This window comes from Algoriphagus halophilus, from assembly GCF_900129785.1.
Lineage (GTDB): Bacteria > Bacteroidota > Bacteroidia > Cytophagales > Cyclobacteriaceae > Algoriphagus > Algoriphagus halophilus.
Genome location: NZ_FSRC01000001.1, coordinates 216,002 through 240,870, shown reverse-complemented (window position 1 = coordinate 240,870; position 24,869 = coordinate 216,002). Strand labels below are relative to the sequence as shown.

General features: G+C 39.9%; 17 protein-coding genes. 6 read left to right on the top strand and 11 right to left on the bottom strand.

All coding sequences use genetic code 11. The features are described from left to right. The first annotated feature begins 54 nt into the window (after positions 1-54). The gene (locus BUR11_RS01095) at positions 55-3,192 is read left to right on the top strand and encodes a VPS10 domain-containing protein (RefSeq protein WP_074223003.1); all 3,138 of its coding nucleotides are present in this window, start codon (positions 55-57) and stop codon (positions 3,190-3,192) included. Positions 3,193-3,378: 186 nt separating this feature from the next. Then, positions 3,379-4,908, top strand: a complete 1,530-nt coding sequence (locus BUR11_RS01090; protein ID WP_074223002.1) for a SulP family inorganic anion transporter — start codon at positions 3,379-3,381, stop codon at positions 4,906-4,908. A gap of 39 nt (positions 4,909-4,947) precedes the next feature. On the opposite strand, the gene BUR11_RS01085 is transcribed toward BUR11_RS01090, so the two are convergent. The 3 genes from BUR11_RS01085 to BUR11_RS01075 form a co-directional block, all read right to left on the bottom strand. After that, on the bottom strand, positions 4,948-6,237 hold the full coding sequence (locus BUR11_RS01085) for a serine hydrolase domain-containing protein (RefSeq protein ID WP_074223001.1): 1,290 nt from the start codon (positions 6,235-6,237) through the stop codon (positions 4,948-4,950). 123 nt (positions 6,238-6,360) lie between these two features. Further along, complete coding sequence (locus tag BUR11_RS01080) at positions 6,361-7,866, bottom strand: S1C family serine protease (protein ID WP_074225045.1); 1,506 nt, start codon at positions 7,864-7,866, stop codon at positions 6,361-6,363. 166 nt (positions 7,867-8,032) lie between these two features. Further along, the gene (locus BUR11_RS01075; RefSeq protein WP_074223000.1) at positions 8,033-8,461 is read right to left on the bottom strand and encodes an Hsp20/alpha crystallin family protein; all 429 of its coding nucleotides are present in this window, start codon (positions 8,459-8,461) and stop codon (positions 8,033-8,035) included. Positions 8,462-8,690: 229 nt separating this feature from the next. On the opposite strand from BUR11_RS01075, the gene BUR11_RS01070 reads away from it, so the two are divergent. Beyond that, a complete protein-coding gene (locus BUR11_RS01070) occupies positions 8,691-11,216 on the top strand; it encodes a mechanosensitive ion channel family protein (RefSeq protein WP_084560827.1) in 2,526 nt (841 codons plus the stop codon). Positions 11,217-11,277: 61 nt separating this feature from the next. Here BUR11_RS01070 and BUR11_RS01065 read toward each other — a convergent pair whose 3' ends face one another. Then, the gene (locus tag BUR11_RS01065; protein ID WP_074222999.1) at positions 11,278-11,469 is read right to left on the bottom strand and encodes a cold-shock protein; all 192 of its coding nucleotides are present in this window, start codon (positions 11,467-11,469) and stop codon (positions 11,278-11,280) included. 88 nt (positions 11,470-11,557) lie between these two features. Here BUR11_RS01065 and BUR11_RS01060 point away from each other — a divergent pair, with 88 nt between their 5' ends. Next, positions 11,558-12,052, top strand: coding sequence for a SixA phosphatase family protein (locus BUR11_RS01060; protein ID WP_074222998.1), 495 nt, complete (start codon positions 11,558-11,560; stop codon positions 12,050-12,052). Here the strand turns inward: BUR11_RS01060 and BUR11_RS01055 are convergent. The 5 genes from BUR11_RS01055 to BUR11_RS01035 form a co-directional block, all read right to left on the bottom strand. Then, complete coding sequence (locus BUR11_RS01055) at positions 12,045-12,779, bottom strand: SDR family NAD(P)-dependent oxidoreductase (RefSeq protein WP_074222997.1); 735 nt, start codon at positions 12,777-12,779, stop codon at positions 12,045-12,047. The genes BUR11_RS01060 and BUR11_RS01055 overlap by 8 nt on opposite strands. Before the next feature lie 36 nt (positions 12,780-12,815). Beyond that, the gene (gene hslU, locus BUR11_RS01050; RefSeq protein WP_074222996.1) at positions 12,816-14,210 is read right to left on the bottom strand and encodes an ATP-dependent protease ATPase subunit HslU; all 1,395 of its coding nucleotides are present in this window, start codon (positions 14,208-14,210) and stop codon (positions 12,816-12,818) included. A 131-nt stretch (positions 14,211-14,341) separates the two neighbouring features. Next, positions 14,342-16,786 carry an endopeptidase La gene (gene lon / locus BUR11_RS01045; RefSeq protein ID WP_407640226.1) on the bottom strand — a complete coding sequence of 815 codons (2,445 nt, stop codon included), beginning with the start codon at positions 16,784-16,786 and terminating at the stop codon, positions 14,342-14,344. A gap of 343 nt (positions 16,787-17,129) precedes the next feature. Then, positions 17,130-18,449, bottom strand: a complete 1,320-nt coding sequence (rseP, locus tag BUR11_RS01040; RefSeq protein WP_074222994.1) for an RIP metalloprotease RseP — start codon at positions 18,447-18,449, stop codon at positions 17,130-17,132. Then, the gene (locus tag BUR11_RS01035) at positions 18,449-19,615 is read right to left on the bottom strand and encodes a 1-deoxy-D-xylulose-5-phosphate reductoisomerase (protein WP_074222993.1); all 1,167 of its coding nucleotides are present in this window, start codon (positions 19,613-19,615) and stop codon (positions 18,449-18,451) included. Before BUR11_RS01035 ends, rseP begins: the two co-directional genes overlap by 1 nt. Positions 19,616-19,841: 226 nt before the next feature. Between BUR11_RS01035 and BUR11_RS01030 the strand changes: the two genes are divergently transcribed. Further along, the gene (locus BUR11_RS01030; RefSeq protein ID WP_074222992.1) at positions 19,842-21,284 is read left to right on the top strand and encodes a S1C family serine protease; all 1,443 of its coding nucleotides are present in this window, start codon (positions 19,842-19,844) and stop codon (positions 21,282-21,284) included. A 96-nt stretch (positions 21,285-21,380) separates the two neighbouring features. Beyond that, positions 21,381-21,794 carry a nucleotidyltransferase substrate binding protein gene (locus BUR11_RS01025; RefSeq protein ID WP_074222991.1) on the top strand — a complete coding sequence of 138 codons (414 nt, stop codon included), beginning with the start codon at positions 21,381-21,383 and terminating at the stop codon, positions 21,792-21,794. Between the two features lie 54 nt (positions 21,795-21,848). Here the strand turns inward: BUR11_RS01025 and BUR11_RS01020 are convergent, their stop codons facing one another. Beyond that, positions 21,849-22,901 carry a YncE family protein gene (locus BUR11_RS01020; RefSeq protein ID WP_074222990.1) on the bottom strand — a complete coding sequence of 351 codons (1,053 nt, stop codon included), beginning with the start codon at positions 22,899-22,901 and terminating at the stop codon, positions 21,849-21,851. Further along, positions 22,898-24,868 (bottom strand): TonB-dependent receptor, encoded by a 1,971-nt coding sequence (locus BUR11_RS01015; RefSeq protein WP_084560826.1) that lies wholly within the window; start codon positions 24,866-24,868, stop codon positions 22,898-22,900. The genes BUR11_RS01020 and BUR11_RS01015 overlap by 4 nt, the downstream gene beginning before the upstream one ends. Position 24,869: the final 1 nt, after the last annotated feature.

Below are 24,869 nucleotides of genomic sequence, written 5' to 3'. Positions count from 1 at the left end.
CTGGTTGAATTAAGACTTTTTGAGTAATTTGGAAGATCAACCACCAATTCAACCATGAAATTCACCTATACCCTTCTCCTGATATTTTCAGGATTTTTCTGCTTTGCTCAGGAAATACAAAAGAATAACCTCCCTCTGAAATACCGGAATATCGGTCCATTTAGAGGTGGACGTTCCGTTACTGCAACAGGCGTAGTGGACGATCCTCTCACCTATTACATGGGCAATACTGGCGGAGGAATCTGGAAAACTACAGATGCCGGCCAGAGATGGGAAAACATTTCCGATGGATTTTTTACCACCTCATCCGTAGGCGCAATCGCTGTTTCGGAAAGTAATTCAAATATTATTTATGCAGGTATGGGAGAACATGCTCCAAGAGGTGTCATGACCTCCCATGGAGACGGGGTATACAAATCAACCGATGCAGGTAAAACATGGAAAAAGCTTGGTCTTGAGGCGACTCAGCATATCTCTAGAATTCAAATTCACCCCACCAATCCTGATATTGTATATGTAGCTGCACAGGGCGCTCTACATGCTCCAAATCCTGAAAGAGGAATCTACAAATCTGTAGATGGAGGTGAATCTTGGGAATTAGTCCTATTTGTGGATGAGAAAACGGGAGCCGTAGAATTATCTATGGACATGAATTACCCAGAAATATTATATGCTGCCATGTGGGAGCATCAGCGAGTTCCTTGGAAGGTAATCAGTGGCGGCCCAGGGTCTGGATTATACAAGTCAACTGATGCAGGAAAGACCTGGAAAAAAATCCACAAAGGACTTCCCGAAGAGAAGGGAAAAATGGCAATTTCAGTTTCTAGAGCCAATTCCGATAAGGTTTATGCCTTAATAGAATCTGATACCAATAAAGATCAAGGCGGGCTTTTTGTTTCTAATAATGCCGGGGAAAGTTGGAGTATGGTTAGTGGTGACAATAGATTGGTGCAAAGAGCATGGTACTATATTGAAGTTTTTGCTGACCCTAACGATGAACATACGGTTTATGTCATGAGTGCACCCGCCCTCAGATCTATTGATGGAGGTAAAACCTGGGAAAATCTCCCCAGTGCGCATGGTGATTACCATGACCTCTGGATCAACCCCAAAAACTCTAAAAACATGGTGCTAGCCGATGATGGTGGAGCAGCCATTTCGTTTAACGGAGCAAAAACCTGGTCTACTCAGGAAAACATGCCTACAGCACAATTCTACCGGGTAAATGTGGACAATCAGTTTCCTTATAGAATCTACGGTGGACAGCAAGACAACACCTCTGTTGTGATCAATAGCATCGCTTTGGGAAGAGGTAACATTACTACCGAACATTGGAATTATTCTGCGGGAGGTGAAAGTGCATTTCTTGCTTTTGACCCGGATGACCCAAGGTATGTCTTAGGAGGTAGTTATCTGGGCACGATTGAAGTCCTGGATATGAAATCAAACGCGAGTACAAACATCATGATTGAACCCATCCAATACCTGGGAATGGAAGCAAGGGAGATGAAGTATCTGTTCAATTGGAATGCCCCGATTATCCGATCAGCGCATGAGGACAATACGTTCTACCACGGAGCTCAATACGTTTTGAAAACTCAAGACATGGGCAACAGTTGGGAAGTCATATCCCCTGACTTGACCCGAAACATAGATGAAAAACAAGGAAATGGCGGTGGCCCATATACCAATGAAGCCGTAGGTGCAGAAAACTATGGCACCCTTTCTTACATCAAAGAGTCTCCCCATGAGGAAGGCTTTATCTGGACTGGATCTGACGATGGATTGGTGTACCTAACCAAAGACAATGGAGAAAACTGGGAAAATGTGACACCAAAAGGACTTGAGGAATGTTTAATCAATGCGATTGAAGTTTCACCCCATGACCCTGCCACGGCCTATATTGCGACCACCCGATATAAATTCGATGACAAGACACCCGGACTTTACAAAACCACTAACTACGGGAAATCCTGGACCAACATCAGTTCAAACATTCCTTATGGGGCATTTACAAGGGTAGTAAGAGAAGACTCTCAGGTAAAAGATTTACTTTATGCAGGTACGGAAACTGGCATGTACCTATCCCGTGATGGGGGTGCAAACTGGGAATCTTTTCAATTAAATCTACCGGTCACACCCATCACGGACCTCATCCAGGCCCATGGTGATTTAATTGTGGCAACCGCTGGAAGATCATTTTGGATTTTGGATGACCTTAACTTAGTGAGAGAAGCGAAAGAAACAGTGGATTCTCCATTCGTCTATTCTCCTGACGAAGTGATTCTAGGAAATTGGTATAGTAGAATGAATGGCAACATCGATAATTTTGATGGTACTGACGATTTTGCAGGAGTCAATCCAGCCAGTGGAATGGTCATCTACTACCATCTACCTGAAAGTTTCCCTGATTCCACTGAATTGAAAATGGAAATCCACGATTCGAAGGGTGAACTGGTCAGAACTTTTACTTCTATAAAAGATGAAGATTTTAAGTCCTACGACGGTGGTCCATCTGCAGAGCCCACTCTTTCAGTAAAAAAAGGAATCAATCGATTTGTCTGGAATCTTAATTATCCAACGATGCCGGGCGTAGAGGGTGCATACATAGAAGCAGGGTATGGTGGACATACAGCCATCCCAGGAGAATACACCATTACGATTTCTTCGGAACTAGGCAATGCAGAGTCCAAGGGGATGATCTCTAAAAATCCACTTTATGAGATCTCCATGGACGAGTATGAAGAATACCATGAATTTATGTGGAGTATGGAGCAGGAACTGACCAAAATGCATCAGATGGTCAATAAAGAAATGGACTACCAACTTCAATTAATTTCTTTCCTTGAAAAAATAAAAGACGATCAAACTTATTCCAGTCTTTATTCAACAGGTCAAGAATTATTAAAAGAATTGAAAGCTTGGGATGAATCCATGATCCAACGAAAATCCAAAGCTTACGATGATGTGGAAAATTTCCCAAATAAATTCACGGCCAATTACATGTATTTGATCAACCAAACCAATAGTTCCATTCCTAAAGTAAATAATGGCTCAAGGAAAAGAAGAGAAGAGTTGGAAAAAGAATGGGAAGGATTAGAAGCCGAAGGAAAGAGATTATTGGAAACAGCCATCCCTGCCTTTAACAAGCTCGTTCAGGAAGCCGGAATAGGTATTTTATTTGTAAACTAATTTGGATGAAACATCTATCAAACTCGCAGTCTCAGCCTGCGAGTTTTTTTGTTTCCACAGAATCAGGGTCTGGATATTCGCCAAATAAAATTCGGGTTATTCTTTTTTATCTATCTTTGCATTTCGTTTTCAAAAACCACCTCTTTCACAATCCAAACCTTTGAAAGAGATACTCAAACCTATTCCATGAAAAAGTACTTCAATTTATTTGATTTCAACCAACGAGTAGATTACAAAACAGAGGTTCTTTCCGGACTTACTGTAGCCATGGCACTTATTCCTGAAGCCGTTGCATTTGCTTTTATAGCTGGTCTATCTCCATTGACTGGACTATATGCAGCATTTATGATGGGCTTTGTCACTTCCATCCTGGGAGGAAGACCAGGGATGATTTCAGGAGCTACTGGAGCTGTTGCTGTGGTCATTGTTTCTTTGGCAGCATCTCACGGAGTAGAATATGTCTTTGCAGCCGTGGTATTGGCAGGAATTCTTCAAGTAGCTGCTGGAACCTTGAGGCTTGGTAAATTAATGCGTTTGGTACCTCATCCAGTAATTTTTGGATTTGTAAACGGTCTTGCCATTATCATTTTCATGTCTCAATTAGACCAGTTCAAGGATGCTACTGGCAATTGGCTAACAGGATCAACTCTTTATATTTTGTTGGGGCTCGTTGCTTTGACCATGTTAATCATTTGGGGGCTCCCTAAACTTACGAAAGCTGTACCTGCTTCATTGACAGCCATTTTGGTTGTATTTGGCTTAGTAACTGCCCTTCATATTGATACGAAGACGGTAGGTGATATGGCTGATATTAAAGGAGGCTTCCCTCCTTTTCATTTACCTGCAGTCCCTCTGACTTTTGAGACCTTACAGATTATTTTCCCATATGCGGCTATCGTAGCCGGCGTAGGCTTAATTGAGAGCTTGCTAACCCTAAACATCATTGATGAAATCACTGAAACCCGAGGTAGAGGAAATAAAGAAGCGGTAGCACAAGGAATTGCAAACATGCTTTCTGGGGTATTCTCAGGAATGGGAGGATGTGCCATGATTGGACAAAGTCTGATTAACATATCCTCTGGAGCCAGAGCAAGACTGTCAGGAATCGTTGCTTCTGTTATGCTATTGGTATTTATCATGTTTGGCTCAAGCTTGATTGAGCAGGTTCCAATGGCCGCTTTAACAGGCTTGATGATTATGGTATCCATCGGAACATTTGAATGGGCCAGTTTAAAAACCTGGAATAAAATGCCAAAATCAGACGTATTCTTAATGATTTTGGTCACAGTGGTAACCGCTGTTTTACACAACCTAGCCTTGGCTGTTTTGGTAGGAGTGATCTTAGCAGCCCTATTCTTTGCCTGGGATAATGCCAAAAGAATTAGAGCAAGAAAATATATAGATGAAAATGGAGTAAAACATTATGAAATGTTTGGCCCACTATTTTTTGCCTCCACTACTGCTTTTGCAGATAAATTTGACGTAGCCAATGATCCTGAGGAGGTAATCATTGACTTTGCAGAAAGCAGAGTAGTAGACATGTCAGCTATAGAAGCCCTCAATAAAATCACGGAGAGGTACCAAAAAGCGGGGAAGAAGATTCACTTAAAACACCTAAGCCCTGATTGTAGGAAACTCCTTCAAAATGCGGACAACCTAATTGACATCAATGTCATTGAAGATCCAAATTATAAACTGGCCGTAGACGAGCTATAATAAAAAATGGCAGCAATTAATTGCTGCCATTTTTTATTCCTATTCAATTGCTGAAAAGACCATTTGTCGGAATTTCCAACTGGATTGATCTCCGGTTCCTCCTTGCGTTTGTTTCATTAAAATCCCAATCGTCTTGGTAACAGGGTCTGCAAAATATTGGGTATTGAAATAACCTCCCCAATCGAAGGTACCCAAACTACCTATTCCTCCCTTTGCAACACCATTTTGATCCACCAGCCCGAAAGCCAAGCCATAATCTTTACCTCCGTCTCCCAGCAAATCCCCCACTTGGTTAGACATAATGGTTTGGATCGTGGTAGGACTCAAAATCCTTACTCCATTATAGGTCCCTCCATTCAAATACATTTGAAGGAATTTAGCATAATCCAATGCTGTGGAGGAAAGCCCTGCTCCTCCGGAAAAAAATGTTTTGGCTCCGGTTTTAGGGTAATCAGGATCGTAAAAGGTAACAGGATAGGATTCCCATTCCCCATTTACTTTACGATGGACTGTAACCAATCTTTTACCTTGGGCCTCATTTAGATAAAAACCAGTATCATCCATACCAAGTGGATCAAAAATTCTGGTCTTCAAAAATTGATCAAAAGGCATTCCCGAAACTATTTCGATCAAATATCCCATCACATCCAATCCTTCACTATAGGTATACTTCGTACCTGGATCATGATGAAGGGGAAGTTTTGCCAATTTCTTAATGTTATCGCTGATTTTCACGGGTTCCGTGGTAAACAAATCCACAATTCCCGCCTTATGATAAATCATTCTCATCTGTTCATTCCCATCGATCACTCCATACCCCAACCCTGAAGTATGGGTCAATAAATCCCGGATTCTGATTTCTCTTGATGCAGGGCGCGAAGAATAAGTGGTATCACCATAGCTAAATCTCGTCAACACCTGTGGGTCTGCAAACTCAGGAATATAGCGAGAAATAGGATCATCCAAGCCAAATTTCCCCTCTTCCCAAAGCATCATAATTGCAGTAGAAGTAATGGCTTTGGACTGGGAGGCAATCCTAAAAATTTGGTCCTTCGACATGGGCGTTTTGGAAGGGACATCCGCTAATCCTTTTGCCTCATGGTAGACGATTTTCCCATCTTTTACAATCATAGCTACCAATCCGGGAACTTGATTTTTAGAGAGAGTCTCCTCTAACATCTGATCAATTCTATCTATTCTCTCTTCAGAGATGCCAGGAAGATCTTGGTTTCCTATAGGAGTTAATTCATTCGCTGTTTGAGAAAAGGCGTGGATTGAAATCAGTCCTGAAATCAATAGCCCACTTAAGAATGGAATGGTTATTTTCATGAAATTCTGGGTTTAAAGAACCTTTAAAGTAAGAAAATCAAGCCAAAAACTCCCATCCACCAATGCTTTAGACAAAAAAAACAGGCCGATTTTCACCGGCCTGTCTTTACTTTCAATCTACAATCAATCTAACTCAACTTCGAAATAATATTCTGTACCATCTTGGAACATACCCAGAACTACTACATCTTCTCCTGACTTATCATTCAACACTTCTAGTAGCTGTTCAACAGATTTAATTCTCACTCTGCCTTCATCACTGATGATAGAAGTGATGATAAAGCCAGGTCTTGCTCCTGCCTCTCTCCACTCTGATTCTCCTACCACACTGATCATTGCTCCTCCATCAATTCTCAAGCCTTCTTTTAATTGGCTTTTCAATTCTTCGAATACCATTCCTCCGAACTCATACGTTTTAGGAACTTCTTTCTTAATGATTTTGGTATCACCATCAAAGTTCTTCAAGGTAGCCTTGGTTTTATAAGTCTTTCCATCTCTCAGGTACTCCACTTCAACTTCGTCTCCTGGGCGTTTTCTAGCTACCAGCTCTTGAAGGTTAGAAACGTTATTAGTTTCCCTTCCATCTACACCGATGATAATATCTCCCTGTTTCAGGCCAGCTTCCGCTCCTCCACTGTTTTCATTTACCCCACTCACATATACTCCTTGATCTACACCGAAGTCTTTATCCAGATACTCTGCAAGTTCTGGACTGACACTTTGAATAGTTACTCCTAACAAACCTCTTTGTACTGTTCCATATTTCATCAAATCATCCATTACTTTTTTTACCAATGTACTTGGCACAGCAAATGAATAACCCGAGAAGGTTCCGGTTCTAGTAGCAATGGCAGTATTAATCCCGATCAGTTCACCTGCAAGATTTACTAATGCACCACCTGAATTACCAGGGTTCACGACTGCATCCGTCTGCAAGAAAGATTCAATCTGCATATTGTTTTCATCCTGAAGGATATTGATGTTTCTGGCTTTTGCAGAAATAATACCTGCGGTTACCGTAGAATTCAAGTTAAATGGATTTCCTACTGCTAGGACCCATTCACCGATTTTGGTCTGGTCAGAATCTCCAAATTTCACAAAAGGCAGGTTCTCACCTTCTATTTTCAATAATGCCAGATCAGTGGTTGGATCTGTACCCACCACTTTAGCTAAATATCTCTTATTATTTTCTAAGGAAATATCCACTTTGGTGGCATTTTCAACCACGTGGTTATTGGTTACGATATAGCCATCTGGCGAAATAATGACACCTGATCCTGAACTCATTCCTTGTGGAGATCTTTGATTATCTCTCCCTTCAGGGCTTGGTAATCCAAAGAACTCCTGCAATGGATCTCTTTGTCCTCTACCCGGAGATTGAGTATACGAAATCTGACTGGTAATATGGACTACTGCCGGGGTGACTACTTCTGCTGATGCGACGAAATTGATACCATCTGGTATGGTGAAATCCTCTCCAGACAATAGGTTCACAAAGCTAGCTTGTTGTTTTTCATCAAAACTGTTGGCACTTTGGGGCTGCATCAAAAAGCCCACGCCTGCCAAGGCGACAATACCTCCGATTAGTGAGGCAAGGATAATTCCGATAAAGAATTGCTTTTTGCTCATATTGTTTTTCATTTTTTATACCTCCACAACGTTTGGTGTTGAAAATCGATCCAAAAACTGAACCTTTTAAACAGGTTTTCCACCCAAATTAACAAGAATTAACCGCATTCAGGCCCTTTCTTAATTAAACTAAAAAAAAATAGAGCAGGTTTTCCCTGCTCTAAAATTATTTCACTTCAATCGCTGCTTTCACTACTTTTTTCTCCTTTTTAGGAAGAACCACAGTTAACAATCCATTCTCATAAGTAGCAGAAACTTCTTCAGCTAGGATATCTTCAGGAACGAAAAAGGATCTGCTAAAACTTCCATAATTAGTCTCCAAGCTATGGTAATTTTTTCCTTCTTTTTTCTCTTCCATTTTTCTCTCTCCAGAGATAGTCAATTTCCCGTCCAACAATTCAACTTGGAAATCTTTTTTGTCTATTCCTGGTACCGAAACTTGGATCTCATAGGACTTATCGTCTTCTGAAATGTCCACCGCAGGGCTGAAATGTTTCAATGAACTTCCCATATTCTCGTTGAAAAACTTGTCCAACATCCCACTAAAGGTAGAGGGGAAATAGGGTTCCGCTTGGTTAAATCTTACTAGTTTCATTTTTTTTATTGGTTTAGATGATCAATGTAAATTTTATACACATCTATCAGTAAATTCTATTCCAACTCAAAAAACCCAGTCATTCCGGCATAATAACACCGATTTTAATCGAAAAAACTGTCAATCTGACGGGATTTAAAATTCAATTTTCACCATAGCTAATTTTGGTTAATCAATCACTAAGCAGGAAATCCATATTATTTCTATATTGAATTTGAAACTTTTCTCTATGAAACGCCTCTTTGCTCTATTACTATTTATAGTAAGTTATCTCCCGATATTACATGCGCAACAAAACTTATTGGTTTCAGACAGCATTAGTAATGAATTACTTTCCCAAGAAGTAACATTAGATAGTCTATTTATCACTTCGGATTCAATGAAACTTGGTGTAAAAACCAATCTATCTGTTGGTTCAGTTTTAACCCGAGTAATTAATAAGGCACAACAGCACGCTATTTCTTTAAGTGAAATAAAGTTGGAATTAGGGGACAACCTGGACACCACTGAAATCAGCAATGAATTACCTACCATCAAAACCTTTGCTGATATGATCAAACAGAATATTTCTGAAAATAAAGATTTTATTAACCTGAGGTATTTAAAAGGATTGGATAACCTGATCCGTACGGTCAATGAGGAAAACCAAAAGCATGCAAACAATATCAATGAAAGAGTAAAAGTCTACAATGAAATCGGGAATAAACTAGTAGAAATAAAAAGTGATAGTTTATTCAACCTATCACTAAAAGACACGACTCTAGCACCTATCATTAATTCTGAACTCAATTCGCTGAAAAAATCTCTTAGGAGTGTAGACAGTATTTTTCTCTTTTCAGAAATCTCATTGGTGAAGTTTCAAGCCAGTGCTAGTGAAAACGCCATTTTATTAATGGAAATGCGGCAGTTCATTACTGAAAACCAAAAACGGCTTGAAAAGGAAGCTTTAGGGAAAGAGATCAATTTTATCTGGGAGCCTTCCAACTTCGAACAATCCATCACTTTTATGGAGATTACCAAGCAGTCTACCTTGGTAAATTTGCTCATTATTGTCCTTTATTTCGGGAGGCAATATTTAACTCTTTTACTTGTACTCGCATTAATAATTGGGATCTATCTAAAGATAAAAAGGATTGTATCAAAAATTTCCAACGAAAATGAATTTGCTTCGTTGATCTTAGACAGGGTAAAATATTTTAGAAAATACACGTTGGCTTCCACGATCATTTTGATCATGCCTTTTAGTTTGATTATTTTTAAAAACCCACCCCTGATTTTTGTTTCCATACTCTCTCTTTTACTGGCAATTGGCTCGACATTTCTGGTTAAGCAGCAATTTGGAAGTAAATTTCATCGCTATTGGTTAACTTTTTTCCCTGCATATATCCTAATCGCTCTCAGTGGCCTTCAATGGAGAATAGCCTTTCAAGAAAGATGGTTCATCCTACTCATTTCTGTGTTATTTATTGTGATGGGAATCCTCACTTTGAAAGATTTAAAACATAAAAACTTCACAGGTTCTATTTTCCTCAGAAGTGCTTCTATATTTCTTATTATCTTTCAAGTATGCAGCCTATTTCTTAATGCCTTTGGTAGGTTCAATCTCTCGAAAACCTTTGCTGTCACAGGAGTAATCAATTTTTATAGAGCTGTTGGTTTATTTCTATTTATCATGGTAACCATGGAGGCGGTTTACCTTTTTACAGAATACAATAAAAAAGGCTCTAATGGTTTCACTTCATTCTTTGATTTTCAAGACCTTCAAAAGAGAATGAAAGGTTTCTTGATCTTTTTCACATCCACCATCTGGATCTATGGAGTAATATGGCATTTGGGCTACTTTGATCATATCTACCAAATAGTAAGTAAGTTTTTACTTGAGGACAGGGTTTTGGGTGATACCAATTTCCAATATGGAAGTATTTTACTTTTCATCATCATCATTTACATCTCCATATTCTTAGCAAATAACATTGCCTATTTCGCTACCATGCAAGACCAAAAAACTTCCTTGACAAGAAAACAGCGGTTAGGTAGCTCTGTACTCCTCATTAGATTAGGGGTGTTATTTGTGGGTTTCTTTATTGGGGCTACTGCTGCCAAAATCCCCTTAGACAGCATCGCGATTGTATTAGGTGCTTTATCTGTGGGTATTGGTTTTGGTTTGCAAACTATCATCAACAATTTGGTTTCAGGGATTATTCTGGCGTTTGAACGACCTATTCAAATTGGAGATGAAATTGAAGTAGGTACTAATGCAGGCACTGTAAAAGATGTGGGGATTAGAGCAAGTAAAATCCGAGCTTATGATGGGTCTGAAATTGTGATTCCTAATGGAGATTTACTATCACAAAGCCTTATAAACTGGACATTATCTGACAAGAAGAGAAGAATTGAATTGATCATAGGAGTAGGCTATGGCTCTGACATGAAATTGGTAAAATCTGTGATCGAAAAAGTTCTAGAACGGGACAAGGTCATGAAAGTACCTGCTCCACAAGTGCTGATGCAAACATTCAATGACAATTCTGTGGATTTCAGAGTTTTATTTTGGGTGGAAAGCATGGACATTTGGATTCAAATGCGCGCAGAAGTCATGTCTGCAATATTTGAATCATTTGCAGAGAACAATATAGAAATCCCTTTCCCTCAGCGGGACTTGTATATCAAAAGTCTCCCGGAGATATGGAAAGAAAAAGTTTCTAAACCTGGAGATGGTTTGGAAAAACCTGATTCGGAAAATCCAGAAGTATAAAAAAAAGCCCCTGAGAGGAATTCACAGGGGTTTCATAACACTATAATTTCAAAATCAGCAATTAAGCGATTTTTACATTAATTGCGTTTGGTCCTTTTTTGCCATCCTTGACATCGTAAGTCACTTTGTCGTTTTGAGCTACTTTGTCGATAAGCCCGGTTGCATGAACGAAGATTTCGCTTTGAGTTTCGTCATCAACGATAAATCCGAAACCCTTGGCTTCGTTGTAAAATTTTACTGTTCCGGTAAACATAATAAATTGTGATAAATTGTAATTGAAAGTACGCTAAATGTAAATATTACCTGAAAAAAAACAAAACAATCATTTTTTATTTGAGCAAATGAAGAAAATTATTTTGGTAAGACATGGAAAATCAGCATGGGATAAGCCATTTTTAGCAGATCACAACAGACCCTTAGCAGAGCGTGGATTAAGGGATGTTCCCATGATGGCGGAAAGATTAAAGGCCCGAAACATTGAACCAGACCTGTTTTTAAGCTCCTCAGCGACTCGAGCCATGGCTACCGCAGCGCTGACTGGTGAAGTTTTTGGGTATCCTAAAAAAAATATTCATGCAGATGAACATCTATATCACGCAAGTCCCGAAAAAATCCTAAAAATTATTCATCATCAAAAGGATAGCCATCAAACGATCCTTCTTTTCGGGCATAACCCTGGACTCAACGAATTAATCTATTTGCTAGGTGGAAGGATTGACAACCTTCCTACATCGGGTCAATATGGCTTTACCTTTGACACGGATGAATGGGAAAAAGTCTCAAAAAAAAATGCGAAAGTTTGGTTTGTAGACTATCCTAAAATGAAGGTCAACTGATTTCAAACTTTCGAACATCCTGAATCACCTCTTTAAACAGCTCTGTGTGATCAAATAAATACGCAATTTTTTCTGCTACTTCCATTGGGCTAACCAGCTTACCTTCTTCTTTAAAGGCTTTGAATTTTTCGATTTCAGGAAAATCTGATTCATTTGACCCTCTGATTTCTCCTTGCATCCCTGTATCAACGATCCCAGGAGCTAAACTATAAAAATGAAAATTCTCTGACTTGTTTTCCTTCGCTGCAACTAGTGTAAACATGGATAATGCAGCTTTGGTACTGCAATAGCCACTCCAACCTTCCACTGCCCTGCTTGCAGCTCCTGAGCTAATATTGCAAACAATCTTTTCTGAATCTGTCTCCTTATACCTCTTGATAAAAGCATTTGTCAAATACATTGGCCCTAATAAATTCAGGTTTACTTGTACCCTCATCTCTTTTGGACCAAGATTGCCTATTGGTTTGATTTGACCAATCCAGCCCGCATTATTCAAAAGAATAATCTTATCAAATTCCACTTCAGAAAAAATATCTGGCAATTGCCTTTCTAACACGTCAAGCTCTGAAAGGTCCATACTGATTTGCTGAAGGTTGGGTGAATCGATCTCTAACTTTGTCCTAGAAATCGCTATGATCTGAAAGGACTGATCCCCTAAGTAATGATCTAGAATGGCACGACCTAAACCCTGACTATGGCCTGTAATTATGAGTAGTGATTTTGACATAAAAAAAAGGGCACTAAAATGATGCCCTTTTTTTATTTATAAGATGTATTGGGATAAGTCCCTGTTTTTCACCAACGTGGTAAGCCGTTCCTGAACCATTTCCTTTGTGATCATAATTCTTGAGTTGGCCTCAATGGTATCAGGCACATCAAACAGAAAATCATTTAGTAAATGACTCATTACCGTATGAAGCCTTCTAGCACCTATATTCTCAACTTCCTGATTGATCAAAAACGCTAACCTCGCAATTTCTTCAATTGACTCGTCATTGAATTCCAAAAACACATTTTCCGCCTCAAACAAAGCTTGGTATTGCTTAGTCAATGCGTTTTTAGGTTCTCTAAGAATTCTAGAAAAATCTTCTTGCGTCAAACTTTGTAATTCTACCCTAATTGGGAATCTCCCTTGAAGCTCCGGAATGAGGTCTGAAGGTTTTGCTACGTGGAATGCTCCAGCAGCTATAAAAAGGATATGATCCGTATTGATTACCCCATATTTGGTGTTTACAGAAGACCCTTCAACGATTGGTAACAAATCTCTTTGAACACCTTCTCTACTCACATCTGGCCCTCCACCGTTTTTACCAGATTTTGAAGCAATCTTATCGATTTCGTCAATGAATATGATCCCATTGTTTTCGGCCAGCTTAATCGCTTCTTCTTTCACCTCATCAAAATCGATTAGCTTGGAAGCTTCTTCTTCCAACAATACTTTTCTCGCCTCGGAAATACTCAATTTTCTTTTTTTGGTTTTCTTAGGCATCATTCCTGAAATCATGTCCTGAAGCCCAGCCATGCTGGCATCATCCATCATTCCATTCCCAATCATTCCTATTCCCACAGGAGAAGATGCCTTCACATTGATTTCAATCTTCCGATCGTCCAACTCTCCATTTCTTAGTTTCTCACGAAAACGCTCACGGGTCCTTTCATTTAATTCAGCATCATTACTAGGCTCAGAGTCCGTATCAGCAGGAATCGAATTTCTGGTAAATCCAGCGCTTTTTACAGGTGGAATCAATATATCCAAGATAAGTTCTTCTACTGCCTCAGCAGCTTTTACCTTCACCTCCTCATTTTTGACTTCCCTTACCAAGGCTACAGACTGTTCCACTAAGTCTCTTACCATGCTTTCCACATCTCGACCTACATAACCTACTTCCGTAAATTTAGAGGCCTCTACTTTAGTAAAAGGTGCATTGGCCACTTTTGCAAGTCTTCTGGCAATTTCCGTTTTACCAACACCGGTAGAACCAATCATGAGAATATTATTAGGCACGATATCCTTTTGAATTTCAGATTTCACCATCAAACGACGGATTCTGTTTCTCAGGGCAATCGCCACATTCCTTTTCGCATCGTGTTGTCCAATTATATATTTATCCAACTCAGAGACTATCTGTCTGGGAGTAAGTGAAATGATGTGCTCCATTTTCTTTCGTTAAAAAACTTGTCCTTGATTTAGCCTAATACAAAATCAAGATTTGACAAGCCGTTGATTTTAGATATGGTTTTAAAAGAGCATGCATTGAATTCTATGCACCACTCTTCCATACTTTAAATTTATTTATCTGATTCGAAATTGAATTTTATTGCTCTATCCACTTTTGATTTCAATAAAGCAATTTCCAATACCTCATCGACACGCTCTACAAAATGAAATTCAATGCCTTTGACATATTGAGCATCAATTTCTTCAATATCTCTCCTATTCTTTTTACAAAGAATAATCTCTTTGATTCCAGCTCTTTTAGCGGCCAGGATTTTCTCTTTGATTCCTCCAACAGGCATCACTTTACCAATCAGGCTTATCTCCCCTGTCATAGCGACTTTGGCCTTCACTTTTCTTTGGGTATAGACTGACGCCATGGCTGTCAACATGGTAATCCCTGCTGAAGGTCCATCCTTGGGGACTGCACCTGCAGGGACGTGAATATGTAGGTCATATTGATCAAAAACCCGATGATCTATCCCTAAATTTTCTGCCTGTGACTTCAAGTAAGACAATGCAGTCATCGCTGACTCTTTCATTACATCGCCTAACTGACCAGATAGTGTCAATTTACCCTTTCCTCTACTCAAGCTGGATTCAATAAAAAGAATTTCTCCTCCAACACTGGTCCAGGCCAAGCCTGTTACTACCCCTGCCACTGAATTGTCTTGATAAATTTCTTTATCAAAAATTTCTGAACCTAAGATCTTTCTAACGGCTTCCTTGGTAATCTTGGTATCATACTCCTCTTCCATTGCGATGGATTTGGCAACATTTCTTACCACTTTACCAATCGCTCTTTCCAAGCCTCTTACTCCCGATTCACGGGTATAATCCTCAATGATTTTCACCAAAGCAGCTTTTTCAAAAGTCACTTGCTTGGACTTCAAACCATGTTCTTTTCTTTGCTTTGGCACCAAATGGCGTTTCGCTATCTCTACTTTCTCCTCTTGGGTATAACCGGTTACCTCGATGATCTCCATCCGGTCTCTCAAGGCAGGTTGAATACTTTCCAAGGAATTAGCCGTAGCTATGAATAACACTTTACTCAAGTCATATTCTACTTCCAGATAGTTATCTAAGAAGGTACTATTTTGCTCTGGATCTAACACCTCCAGAAATGCTGAAGAAGGGTCTCCTCTGAAGTCTGAAGACAGTTTGTCAATTTCATCCAGCACATAAACCGGATTAGAAATTTTCACCTTCTTCATATTTTGGATGATCTTACCAGGCATCGCTCCAACATATGTTTTTCTATGTCCTCTGATTTCAGCCTCATCATGAAGACCTCCTAGAGACATTCTAACGTATTTTCTTCCCAATGCCGCCGCAATGGATTTCCCTAAAGAAGTTTTACCAACTCCTGGAGGGCCATATAAACATAAGATGGGTCCTTTTAAATCATTCTTCAGTTTAAGCACTGCCAAATATTCAATAATCCTTTCTTTGACTTTTTCCAGACCGAAATGATCATTATCCAAAATGGCTTTGGCATGTTTGAGGTCGAAGTTATCTTGGGTAAATTCATTCCAAGGTAACTCTACCATGGTCTCAGCATAATTGAGTGCAATAGGATATTCTGCTGCAGAAGGGTTGATTCTAAGGATTTTATCCAATTCCTTTTCAAAATGTTTTTTTACCTCTTCCGGCCAATTTTTCAAGGCACCCCTCGCACGTAAATCTTCTACTTCTTTTTCTGGCCCCTCTTCTCCCAACTCAGTTTGAAGCACTTTCATCTGTTGACGGAGGAAGTAATCCCGCTGCTGCTGATCAATATCTGTATGAACTTTCTTCTGGATTTCTGATTTCAACTCCAACATCTGGATGTCTTTCATCATAAATTCCAAAAGCAAAGTTGCCCTATCTACCCCATCATTGATTTCCAATAGGCGCTGTTTAGATTCAACAGGTGCATTGATATTAGAAGATAGGAAATGAGTCAAAAACGGGGTATTGTCTATATTATCCAAAGCTACCTGAGCCTCTCGAGGGATCTCGGGATTGAGATGAAGAATCCGAGTTGCCGCATCTTTCAGCGATTCCTCCAATGCTTTGATCTTCTTTGAGCTTTTTGGGAAATTTTCATCCAGGTAATCCACTTTCGCCATGAAGTATGGATCATCTGTAATCTGTTCCTTGATCTTAAATCGTTTCTTGCCTTGAATGATAATGGTGGTATTTCCATCAGGAAGTACTATCATCTTAATGATCTTTGCAAGGGTACCCACTTGGTAAATATCGTCCCATGATGGATCATCATTGTTTGGATTGATTTGAGCGCAAACCCCAATCATTTTATCTCCCTTCTGGGCTTTTTTCACCAAACGAATAGATCGTTGCCTTCCTACGGTAATGGGTATTACCACGCCGGGAAAGAGTACCGTATTTCGAACGGATAAGATCGGGAGTTCCTCCCCATAAGATTCAGTTCCCTGCTCCTCATTTTCATCTTCGGTGATCAACTGTATAAGATCTCCCTCACCTGCAAATTCCCCTACCATTAAATTTTGAAACATGGACTTTTCGAATTGACTCATATAGACATTATGACAGACTGACTGTCAGGATTTAGCTAAAATAAAAGAAGAACCTTCCAATAGCGAAGGTTCTTCCTAAAAGGTCAAGGGGTATGCCAAAGGTTGAAATGGTCAAAATGGCAGACAGAAGTTATAGGAACATCCAAAATATGGATTTATAATTCTGTTTAAATAAAATCGTGTATTACAACTCATAACTCCTCAAAGAAATGCCACTTTCAGATTTTGTTTTTAAAGAATCATAATTGTGGTAAATCAATAGGAACATAAAACAAAACCGGGCCAATTGACCCGGTTTGATAATTCTTTCAATTGGGGAAAATCACCCTCCCGTAAATAATTTCAGCACATCATTTCCAATGGCGAATACCATTAATGCCAAAAGGATAACCATCCCTACTTTTTGGGCATTTTCCAAAAACTTATCAGATGGAGCTCTTCCAGAAATCATTTCATATAATAAAAACATCACATGTCCACCATCCAAAGCCGGAATTGGCAATAGGTTCATAAAGGCTAACAACATAGAAATTAATCCAGTGATAGTCCAAAATTTAGTCCAATCCCAAGTGTCTCCATAAATCTTTGCCATGCCGATCGGGCCACTTACATTTTTGGCAGACACTTCACCCGTAAACATTTTTCCCAAAGCTTTTGCATTGACAATAACTACTGTAAATGCACGCTCTGACCCTTTCATAAAGGCTTCTCCTAATCCATAACTTCTTCTTACTGGCTCTATTAATGCAGTTACCGCAATATCAATGGTTCCTCGATCGGTTACCGCAACACTAGTATGGGTAGTATCTCCATTACGTAATAAAGTAATGTCGGCATTTTTACTTTTCGCATCAGCCAAGGCAGATTGTAACTCATCAAAATAAGTCACTTGCTTTCCATTGATTGCCAATATTTTATCTTCAGTGGTAATTCCAGCTTTCTCAGCAGCACCACCCTTATCAATCACTGACAATTGGAATGGATATCGGATGTCTACAAATTCATCAAGTGCTTCCTTCTTGTTGAATGAATTAATGAAACCACGAGGAATCTCGATTTTCAGTATTTCACCATTTCTATCAACTGTATAATACCCATTCTCTTCCAACAAGGCTGAACCACTACTTAAATCATTAATGCTGGTGTATGGCTGTCCGCTGAGATCAAGAATTTTATCTCCTGTTTTTAATCCAATGGATTGTGCAATTTCTCTGGCAACAATCCCATTTTCCACCACTTGATCTCTGGAGAAATAAGTTTCTCCATTATTATACACCATTACAAAAAATATGAGCACTCCGGTGATTACGTTGACGATAATCCCACCTAGCATTACGATCAATCGTTGCCAAGCGGGCTTGGACCTAAATTCCCAAGGCTGAGGCTCAGCAGCCATTTGTTCTGTGTCCATGGACTCATCAACCATCCCAGAGATTTTCACAAATCCTCCCAATGGAATAGCCCCGATGGAATATTCGGTTTCTCCCCATTGAAATCCAGCAATTTTTGGTGGAAATCCTATTGAAAATTTCTCCACTCTCATACCAAACATTTTGGCAGTGAGTAAGTGTCCCAACTCATGTAAACCTACTAGGATGGATAATCCCAGAACCAGTTGGCCCACCATTATTAATGTATCCATTATACTTTACGCTTAATTAATTGTTCTGTAATTTCTCTAGCCCTACGATCTGTCTCCACATAATCTTCCAGATTCGGCTGTAAGATAAACTCTGTTTTGGAAAGTGTCTCCCCTATCAGGTCAGACATTTCCAGAAATCCTACCTCTTCTTTTAGAAATGCATCTACGGCCACCTCGTTTGCTGCATTCAAGACACAAGGAGCATTGCCTCCTTTTGCTAATGCATCGTAGGCCAGTTGAAGATTTTGAAAAGTCTCAATATCCGGTTTCTCAAAGGTCAATTGAGGATAATTAATAAAATCGAATCGCTCAAAATCACTTTTCAATCTATCGGGGAAACTCAGGGCGAACTGAATGGGAATACGCATATCCGGCAAGCCGAGTTGCGCTTTTAATGATCCGTCTTCAAATTGTACCAAAGAATGTATGATACTTTGTGGGTGTACAACCACTTCAATCTGATCAGTTGTTAGCCCAAAAAGCCATTTTGCTTCGATTACCTCCAAGCCTTTATTCATCAATGAGGCAGAATCTATGGTGATCTTGGCCCCCATCTCCCAATTAGGATGCTTTAAAGCCTGAGCTTTGGTCACTGTTTCCAAAAATGTTCTGTCCTTTCCTCTAAATGGTCCTCCAGAAGCGGTAAGAATGATTTTCTCAATAGGATTATGAAACTCTCCTACCAAACATTGGAATATTGCAGAATGCTCGGAATCTACAGGGTAGATATTTACCCGGTATTCTTTCGCTAAAGCTGTGATAATTTCTCCAGCAACCACCATGGTTTCCTTATTGGCCAGGGCAATTTGTTTCCCCGCCTTGATAGCATGGATCGTAGGTATCAAACCAGAATAGCCTACCAAAGCAGTCAAAACTATATCAATGGTTTCCATTTCTACCACCTGCGCAATTGCTTTTTGGCCGGCAAATACTTTAATATCCTTCGGAATTAATGCATCTCTTACCTGCGCATAATGGGCTTCGTTCCCAATCACCACGGCATTTGGATTAAACTCCAAAGCCTGCTGGATCAACAAACCTGCATTATTTTGAGCGGTAAGGACTTCGACTTGGAAGTCTGAAGAATGTTGGCGAATTACCTCCAAAGTTTGAGTTCCGATACTTCCGGTACTACCTAAGATGGCTACGCGCTTTTGTTCTGTCATTCAATTTGGGATTTTGAGCAATAAACCTTCTGATCGTATCGAAGGTTTTCTCAATTAGCTGACAAAATTACAAGATGCCTAGACTTTTCCTTGTACATATCGTCAGTTTTTATTGGATGGGCTGATTTTTGCTCGATTTCGTTACAACTATCGCACCTTTTCTTAAAATATGTGAAGGCAGCTAACTGATTTTTCTTCATCTCGTCAACTTGATAAATGAAATTCTATGAAAAGTCTTATTAAAACAATTGGTTTACCTTTTCTCTCTGGATTAGCTGGTGCAGCAATTTGGACCACTCTAAGTTTTTCAGATTCAAAAGATCAGGTACTACCTACCCCATCTCCAAAGATGGAACAAATGAGTTTTGCTTCCGATTACTCACCCAATCGGACGCTACCAGACTCCCCTCCTACATCATTTGTAGAGGCTTCCGAAAATAGCACTCAATCTGTCGTCTTTATCAAAAATTTCTCTGGTACAGATCCAAGACGTTACAGTATGTTTGATTATTTCTTTGGCTCAGGACCATCCCAACAGGTAAGCTCCGGTTCAGGAGTGATTATTTCTGACGATGGATACATAGTTACCAATAACCATGTCATAGACCGAGCAGAAACCATTGAAGTGATCCATCAAAAGAAAACTTATAAAGCCAGACTGGTCGGTACGGATAAAAATACAGACATCGCCGTTTTAAAAATTGATGCAGAAGGACTTCCTGCTATTAAAAGAGGAAAAAGCCGAGATCTGAAAATCGGGGAATGGGTGTTGGCTGTAGGAAATCCGTTCAATTTGACCTCCACCGTTACCGCCGGAATCGTATCTGCGAAGGAACGTCAGATCAATATTTTGGGAGGTGATTTTCCATTGGAAAGCTTTATACAAACTGATGCCCCTATTAACCCCGGTAACTCAGGGGGAGCTTTGGTCAACGTGAATGGCGAGCTCGTAGGAATCAATACAGCCATTCTCTCTAGAACGGGGTCCTATACCGGATACGGCTTTGCAGTACCAGTAGATATTGCCATGAAAGTATCTAATGATCTGATTCAATATGGGGAAGTACAAAAAGCAATTCCAGGTATTGAAGCAGTGGAAATCACTCCGGAACTTGCAGAGGAAATGAATATCAAAACCTTGGATGGTGTGATCATCACGCATGTAGTAAGAAACGGAGCAGCAGAAGAAGCTGGACTACAAAGAAGCGATGTGATTACGCAACTAGGAGATCAGGAAATCACCGGGATGGGTAGCTTTGAAGAAGCACTTTCCTATTATTACCCAGGGCAGAAATTACCAGTGACTTTTTTCCGAAATGGATCTCCAGAAACCGTTCAGTTAACACTCCAAAACCTGGAAGGTGGAAGTGGCATTATCAAAAGAGAATACTATAGCTCTGCCTTACTAGGCGCTAAATTGGAAGCCGTCAATACCATTGAAAAAGATAAAATGGGAATAGATTATGGCATTAAATTGACCGGAATGACCAGGGGCTACTTAAGGGATTTGGGACTTCGCGAAGGCTTCATTATTACTCAGATCAATCGTGAACCTGCCAGAGATCCAAAAATAGTAGGTAAGTTTTTAGAAGAATATAGTGGAAAACTTTTGCTGGAAGGGGTAGCTACCAGTGGTCAACCTTTTATGCAGAGCTATACCATCAGGTAATTGGGCATTACCTAGGGCAAAAAAGATTATTTAAAATTCTCTTTAAGCCTTAGGGAGCATCTCCTAAATTTAGTATCTTAATTAAAAGTAACGCCCATGAAGACCTTACCTCAAACTTGCGAGCAATGCTTAGAGGAATACCAAGTAGCTTTGGAAGACCTTCGCTCCTATATTCAAAGAGCCAGAAAAATCGGATTAACTGAATTCCAAGCGCGTGAGTTGATCATTAATTTTGAAGTGGCCCATGAACTTGCCCTTAAAGTCATGACCAAATATTTTGAAAAACAAGGGAAAGGTCCCTTTTCCGGATCCAGAGACTTGACGGCCGAAGCCTTCCATGCAGATCTAATAGATGATGGGAAAGCCTGGCTTGATATTGTGATAGATAGGATACAGTATAATCCTGTATATGCCATTGATACGCAAGATAAATTCTTGGATAACATTCAACATAAATACATTCATATGTTGGAGAAATTTGAGGATGTAATGAGTGACAAGCTCAACTAAAAAAAACAAAGGCAGTGAATTGATCACTGCCTTTGTTTTTATATACTTAGTGTATTAATAAAAAAGAAATCCGGAAGGACCTCTCCCTACTTCAAAAGTCCTGATTTCAGTACCTTCTTCATTGTATACAGTTACCGAACCATTTCCTTGAAAACCATTGGAATTGGAGAGATAAAGCTCATTTCTGACTTGATCAAATCCTATCCCGTAAAATCCAGATCCGGTTATCCAATCTATATCCAATTCTGGTCCCAATACAGAAACTCTGGATACCCCGTCCTCATAATCAGGCCATCCAGTACTGGTAATCAGGTAAAACACATGATCATTTCCAAAAGCAATTCTTCCTGTGGCATTGGCAACCGGAAGCGCATTAGTGGTGGCCTTAGTCAAATTATCCAAATGAAAAGATTGGAAATAAACCTCATCTGAACCGGTAGAATATAGCCAAAGGGTGCCATTGTCCTCAAAGAACTGTGCAGGATGTCCATCCACTTCCAAAGTTTTGATCACTTCTTCTTTTTCGGCATCAATAATTTCAACTTTCCCTTCTTCGGAACCTGCCACAAACACATACTTCCCATAGGCAAATAGGTCCTCAGGTTTATTGGACACTTCAATTTTTTTGGAAACGACTCCTCCATTTAAACCATCCACTACCGCGACATATGAATCTGGAGTGGCATACGAGGCATCATATGGACCATAATCAGAAATAAAGAGCTTACTCCCTACCACGGCCAGGGAACGAGGTTGGTCTAAATCCCCTGTTATTGCCCCGACACTTTTAAAAGTTCCAGCATCAACAATTTCTACTTTCCCTGTATTTGCTACTAAATACAAATTGTCATTTGCAGGAACCATATCTTCCAACAAACCTGCAAATGGCCTAAAATTTTCAGCTTCAAAAATAGTAGGTGTCAAGGTTTCTGTACTTGGATCCAAATGATAAACTTCCCCGTCATTTGTCCCAAAATTCCCCTCATTCATAATTAAAATACCTTGTTCATAGGCCCCTAATGGTTGTTCGGGATCTGAATCATTACACGCAAAAAGAATCAAACTGAGCGCAAAAGCTCCAAATAGTTGGTTGAATTTTAACTTCATAAGTTTATTGATAAATTAAATTGAAAAGACCTTCCCGGCATGGCACGGAGATAGAGCACTTGGTACTCAGTATTGAATAAATTATTGATTTGAAAGCTGATAGGTACTGAAATCTCTTTCCATTTGATATTTTGGAAAGCAAGACCTGCATGGAACAATTGGTAAGAGGACATCAGTCGAGGATTATCCGCAGTGATGGCTCTCTCCCCCACATAAAAAGTCCCCAAGAAAGCAGAGAATCCATTTTTCAATAAGGTTAACTTTGCGTTCGCTTGGTGTCTTGGTGTATAAGGAAGTTGCTTCCCGATAGCAGGGTCAGTCTCTCCAATTCCTTGAGTAGTAATGGCCCTGTTCCAGTTATAGGACCAACTTCCTTTCCATTTCCAGCCATATATTTCACCGGAAACTTCTCCCAAATACTCTATTCCCTGGTTGCTGACATGCTTGATATTTTCAGGTGTCCAAACAGCCCCTTGTGGTAACCAGATAATCCAATTGTCCACACTCATTCTAAAGTAAGTCAAGCCATTTCGCCAGGCTATATTTCCTTCTCGCCTCCAATCCAAGCCTACTTCTCCGTTCCAACTTTCTTCGGGCAATAAATCAGGATTCCCGCCAGGTTCCCAAAATCGATCATTGAGTGTAGGGACCTTGAAGCCTTTACCAATGGATGACTTTAGTAAGAGTTGTTGATTTTCCTTTTTCCATAGTTCCCAGTCCATTCCAAGGTTAGGAGTAAATGGGGCAAATTGATCTTGATATACGAATTCACGGAGGTTCAGTGAAAAGCTTAATCTGTCATTGAACTGGTAATTAGCCGATTGATAGGCTTCTATTCTCTGGTCACTGGTGCTGTAGGAACTCAAATCCGCTTGGATGTAGGTAAATCGAACGCCTGCTTTAATTGTCCACACTTCGGACAATGTCCCATCCCAATCTGTTCCCAGAAAGTATTGACTGGTTTGACTCAGACTTCCATTGAATAGCAAATCATCTTTCACTAGACCAGTTTTAAAATTCCAAACTGATTGATTGCCAAACTTGTAATAATCCAAAACTGCTTTGAAACTTTTATCCTCCTGAAGATCATGGGACGTGGAGCCCATCACTGCTTGAATTTCCCTGTCGGTATGATTGTACCAAACTGCAGCTTTGAGTTGTGATTTCTCGGTGACATTCCAGGCGAAATCCTGCACCAATCCTACTTGTTCAAATTGTGCATGATCCTGATTTACCTCAGGAGTTCCTATTTGCCCCAAGTCTTTGTAAGGAAAATTATTTTTTGAAAACTCCCTATAGATTCGGGTAGACGAACTGATCGTGGAATTGGAATACTCCCCTTCCAAATACGAATTGAATGTTCCAAAGCTTCCAATTTGTTGGGTTAAGCCAACATGAAATCCATCCGAAAATTTGGGCTTAGTCTGCAAATGCAAACTCCCCCCGATGGCCTCATTCCCAAACAGTGCTCCGGCATTCCCAAACTGCAAATTCACCTGATCAAAAGCAGCAACTGGTAAAATAGACAAATCACTTTGCCCCAAGGATGGACTATTGATGGGTAGACCATTCCAAAATAAGGCGGTATGACCTGCAGATGTCCCCCTGAAAGAAGGAGATGCCAGCATCCCTGCTCCGTATTGCCGCACAAATACGGGTGATTGTTCCTGAAGCAAATCGGCCAAGGATCTTCCTTGGTAAGTTTCAAGTTGGGATTTATCCCAATTTTGTAATTTTTGTCCATGAGCAAATCGATCAATGGCAGGGGCATAGATTTCTACTTCAGCCAATACCACTGTATCCTGGACGATCGGGTGTACCCCGAAAAATGAAACTACCCACAAAAACAAAATCATGCCTGATCGAAATAAACTGAATGTCTTTCGACTCGGGCTTGAAGAGAAAATAGAAGTAATGAATCTTACCCAAATCAGAATACCTGTTTCGGGAATTGGTGCATCCTTCATT

Bases quoted from the DNA above. Each gene is read 5' to 3' on its own strand.
- BUR11_RS01055 (WP_074222997.1), bottom strand. From the start codon at position 12,779: ATGTCAAAATCACTACTCATAATTACAGGCCATAGTCAGGGTTTAGGT.
- BUR11_RS01025 (WP_074222991.1), top strand. From the start codon at position 21,381: ATGAAGACCTTACCTCAAACTTGCGAGCAATGCTTAGAGGAATACCAA.
- BUR11_RS01030 (WP_074222992.1), top strand. From the start codon at position 19,842: ATGAAAAGTCTTATTAAAACAATTGGTTTACCTTTTCTCTCTGGATTA.
- lon (WP_407640226.1), bottom strand. From the start codon at position 16,786: ATGTTTCAAAATTTAATGGTAGGGGAATTTGCAGGTGAGGGAGATCTT.
- BUR11_RS01090 (WP_074223002.1), top strand. From the start codon at position 3,379: ATGAAAAAGTACTTCAATTTATTTGATTTCAACCAACGAGTAGATTAC.
- BUR11_RS01060 (WP_074222998.1), top strand. From the start codon at position 11,558: ATGAAGAAAATTATTTTGGTAAGACATGGAAAATCAGCATGGGATAAG.
- rseP (WP_074222994.1), bottom strand. From the start codon at position 18,449: ATGGATACATTAATAATGGTGGGCCAACTGGTTCTGGGATTATCCATC.
- hslU (WP_074222996.1), bottom strand. From the start codon at position 14,210: ATGGAGCACATCATTTCACTTACTCCCAGACAGATAGTCTCTGAGTTG.
- BUR11_RS01020 (WP_074222990.1), bottom strand. From the start codon at position 22,901: ATGAAGTTAAAATTCAACCAACTATTTGGAGCTTTTGCGCTCAGTTTG.
- BUR11_RS01085 (WP_074223001.1), bottom strand. From the start codon at position 6,237: ATGAAAATAACCATTCCATTCTTAAGTGGGCTATTGATTTCAGGACTG.
- BUR11_RS01095 (WP_074223003.1), top strand. From the start codon at position 55: ATGAAATTCACCTATACCCTTCTCCTGATATTTTCAGGATTTTTCTGC.
- BUR11_RS01080 (WP_074225045.1), bottom strand. From the start codon at position 7,866: ATGAGCAAAAAGCAATTCTTTATCGGAATTATCCTTGCCTCACTAATC.
- BUR11_RS01070 (WP_084560827.1), top strand. From the start codon at position 8,691: ATGAAACGCCTCTTTGCTCTATTACTATTTATAGTAAGTTATCTCCCG.
- BUR11_RS01035 (WP_074222993.1), bottom strand. From the start codon at position 19,615: ATGACAGAACAAAAGCGCGTAGCCATCTTAGGTAGTACCGGAAGTATC.
- BUR11_RS01075 (WP_074223000.1), bottom strand. From the start codon at position 8,461: ATGAAACTAGTAAGATTTAACCAAGCGGAACCCTATTTCCCCTCTACC.
- BUR11_RS01065 (WP_074222999.1), bottom strand. From the start codon at position 11,469: ATGTTTACCGGAACAGTAAAATTTTACAACGAAGCCAAGGGTTTCGGA.
- BUR11_RS01015 (WP_084560826.1), bottom strand. From the start codon at position 24,868: ATGAAGGATGCACCAATTCCCGAAACAGGTATTCTGATTTGGGTAAGA.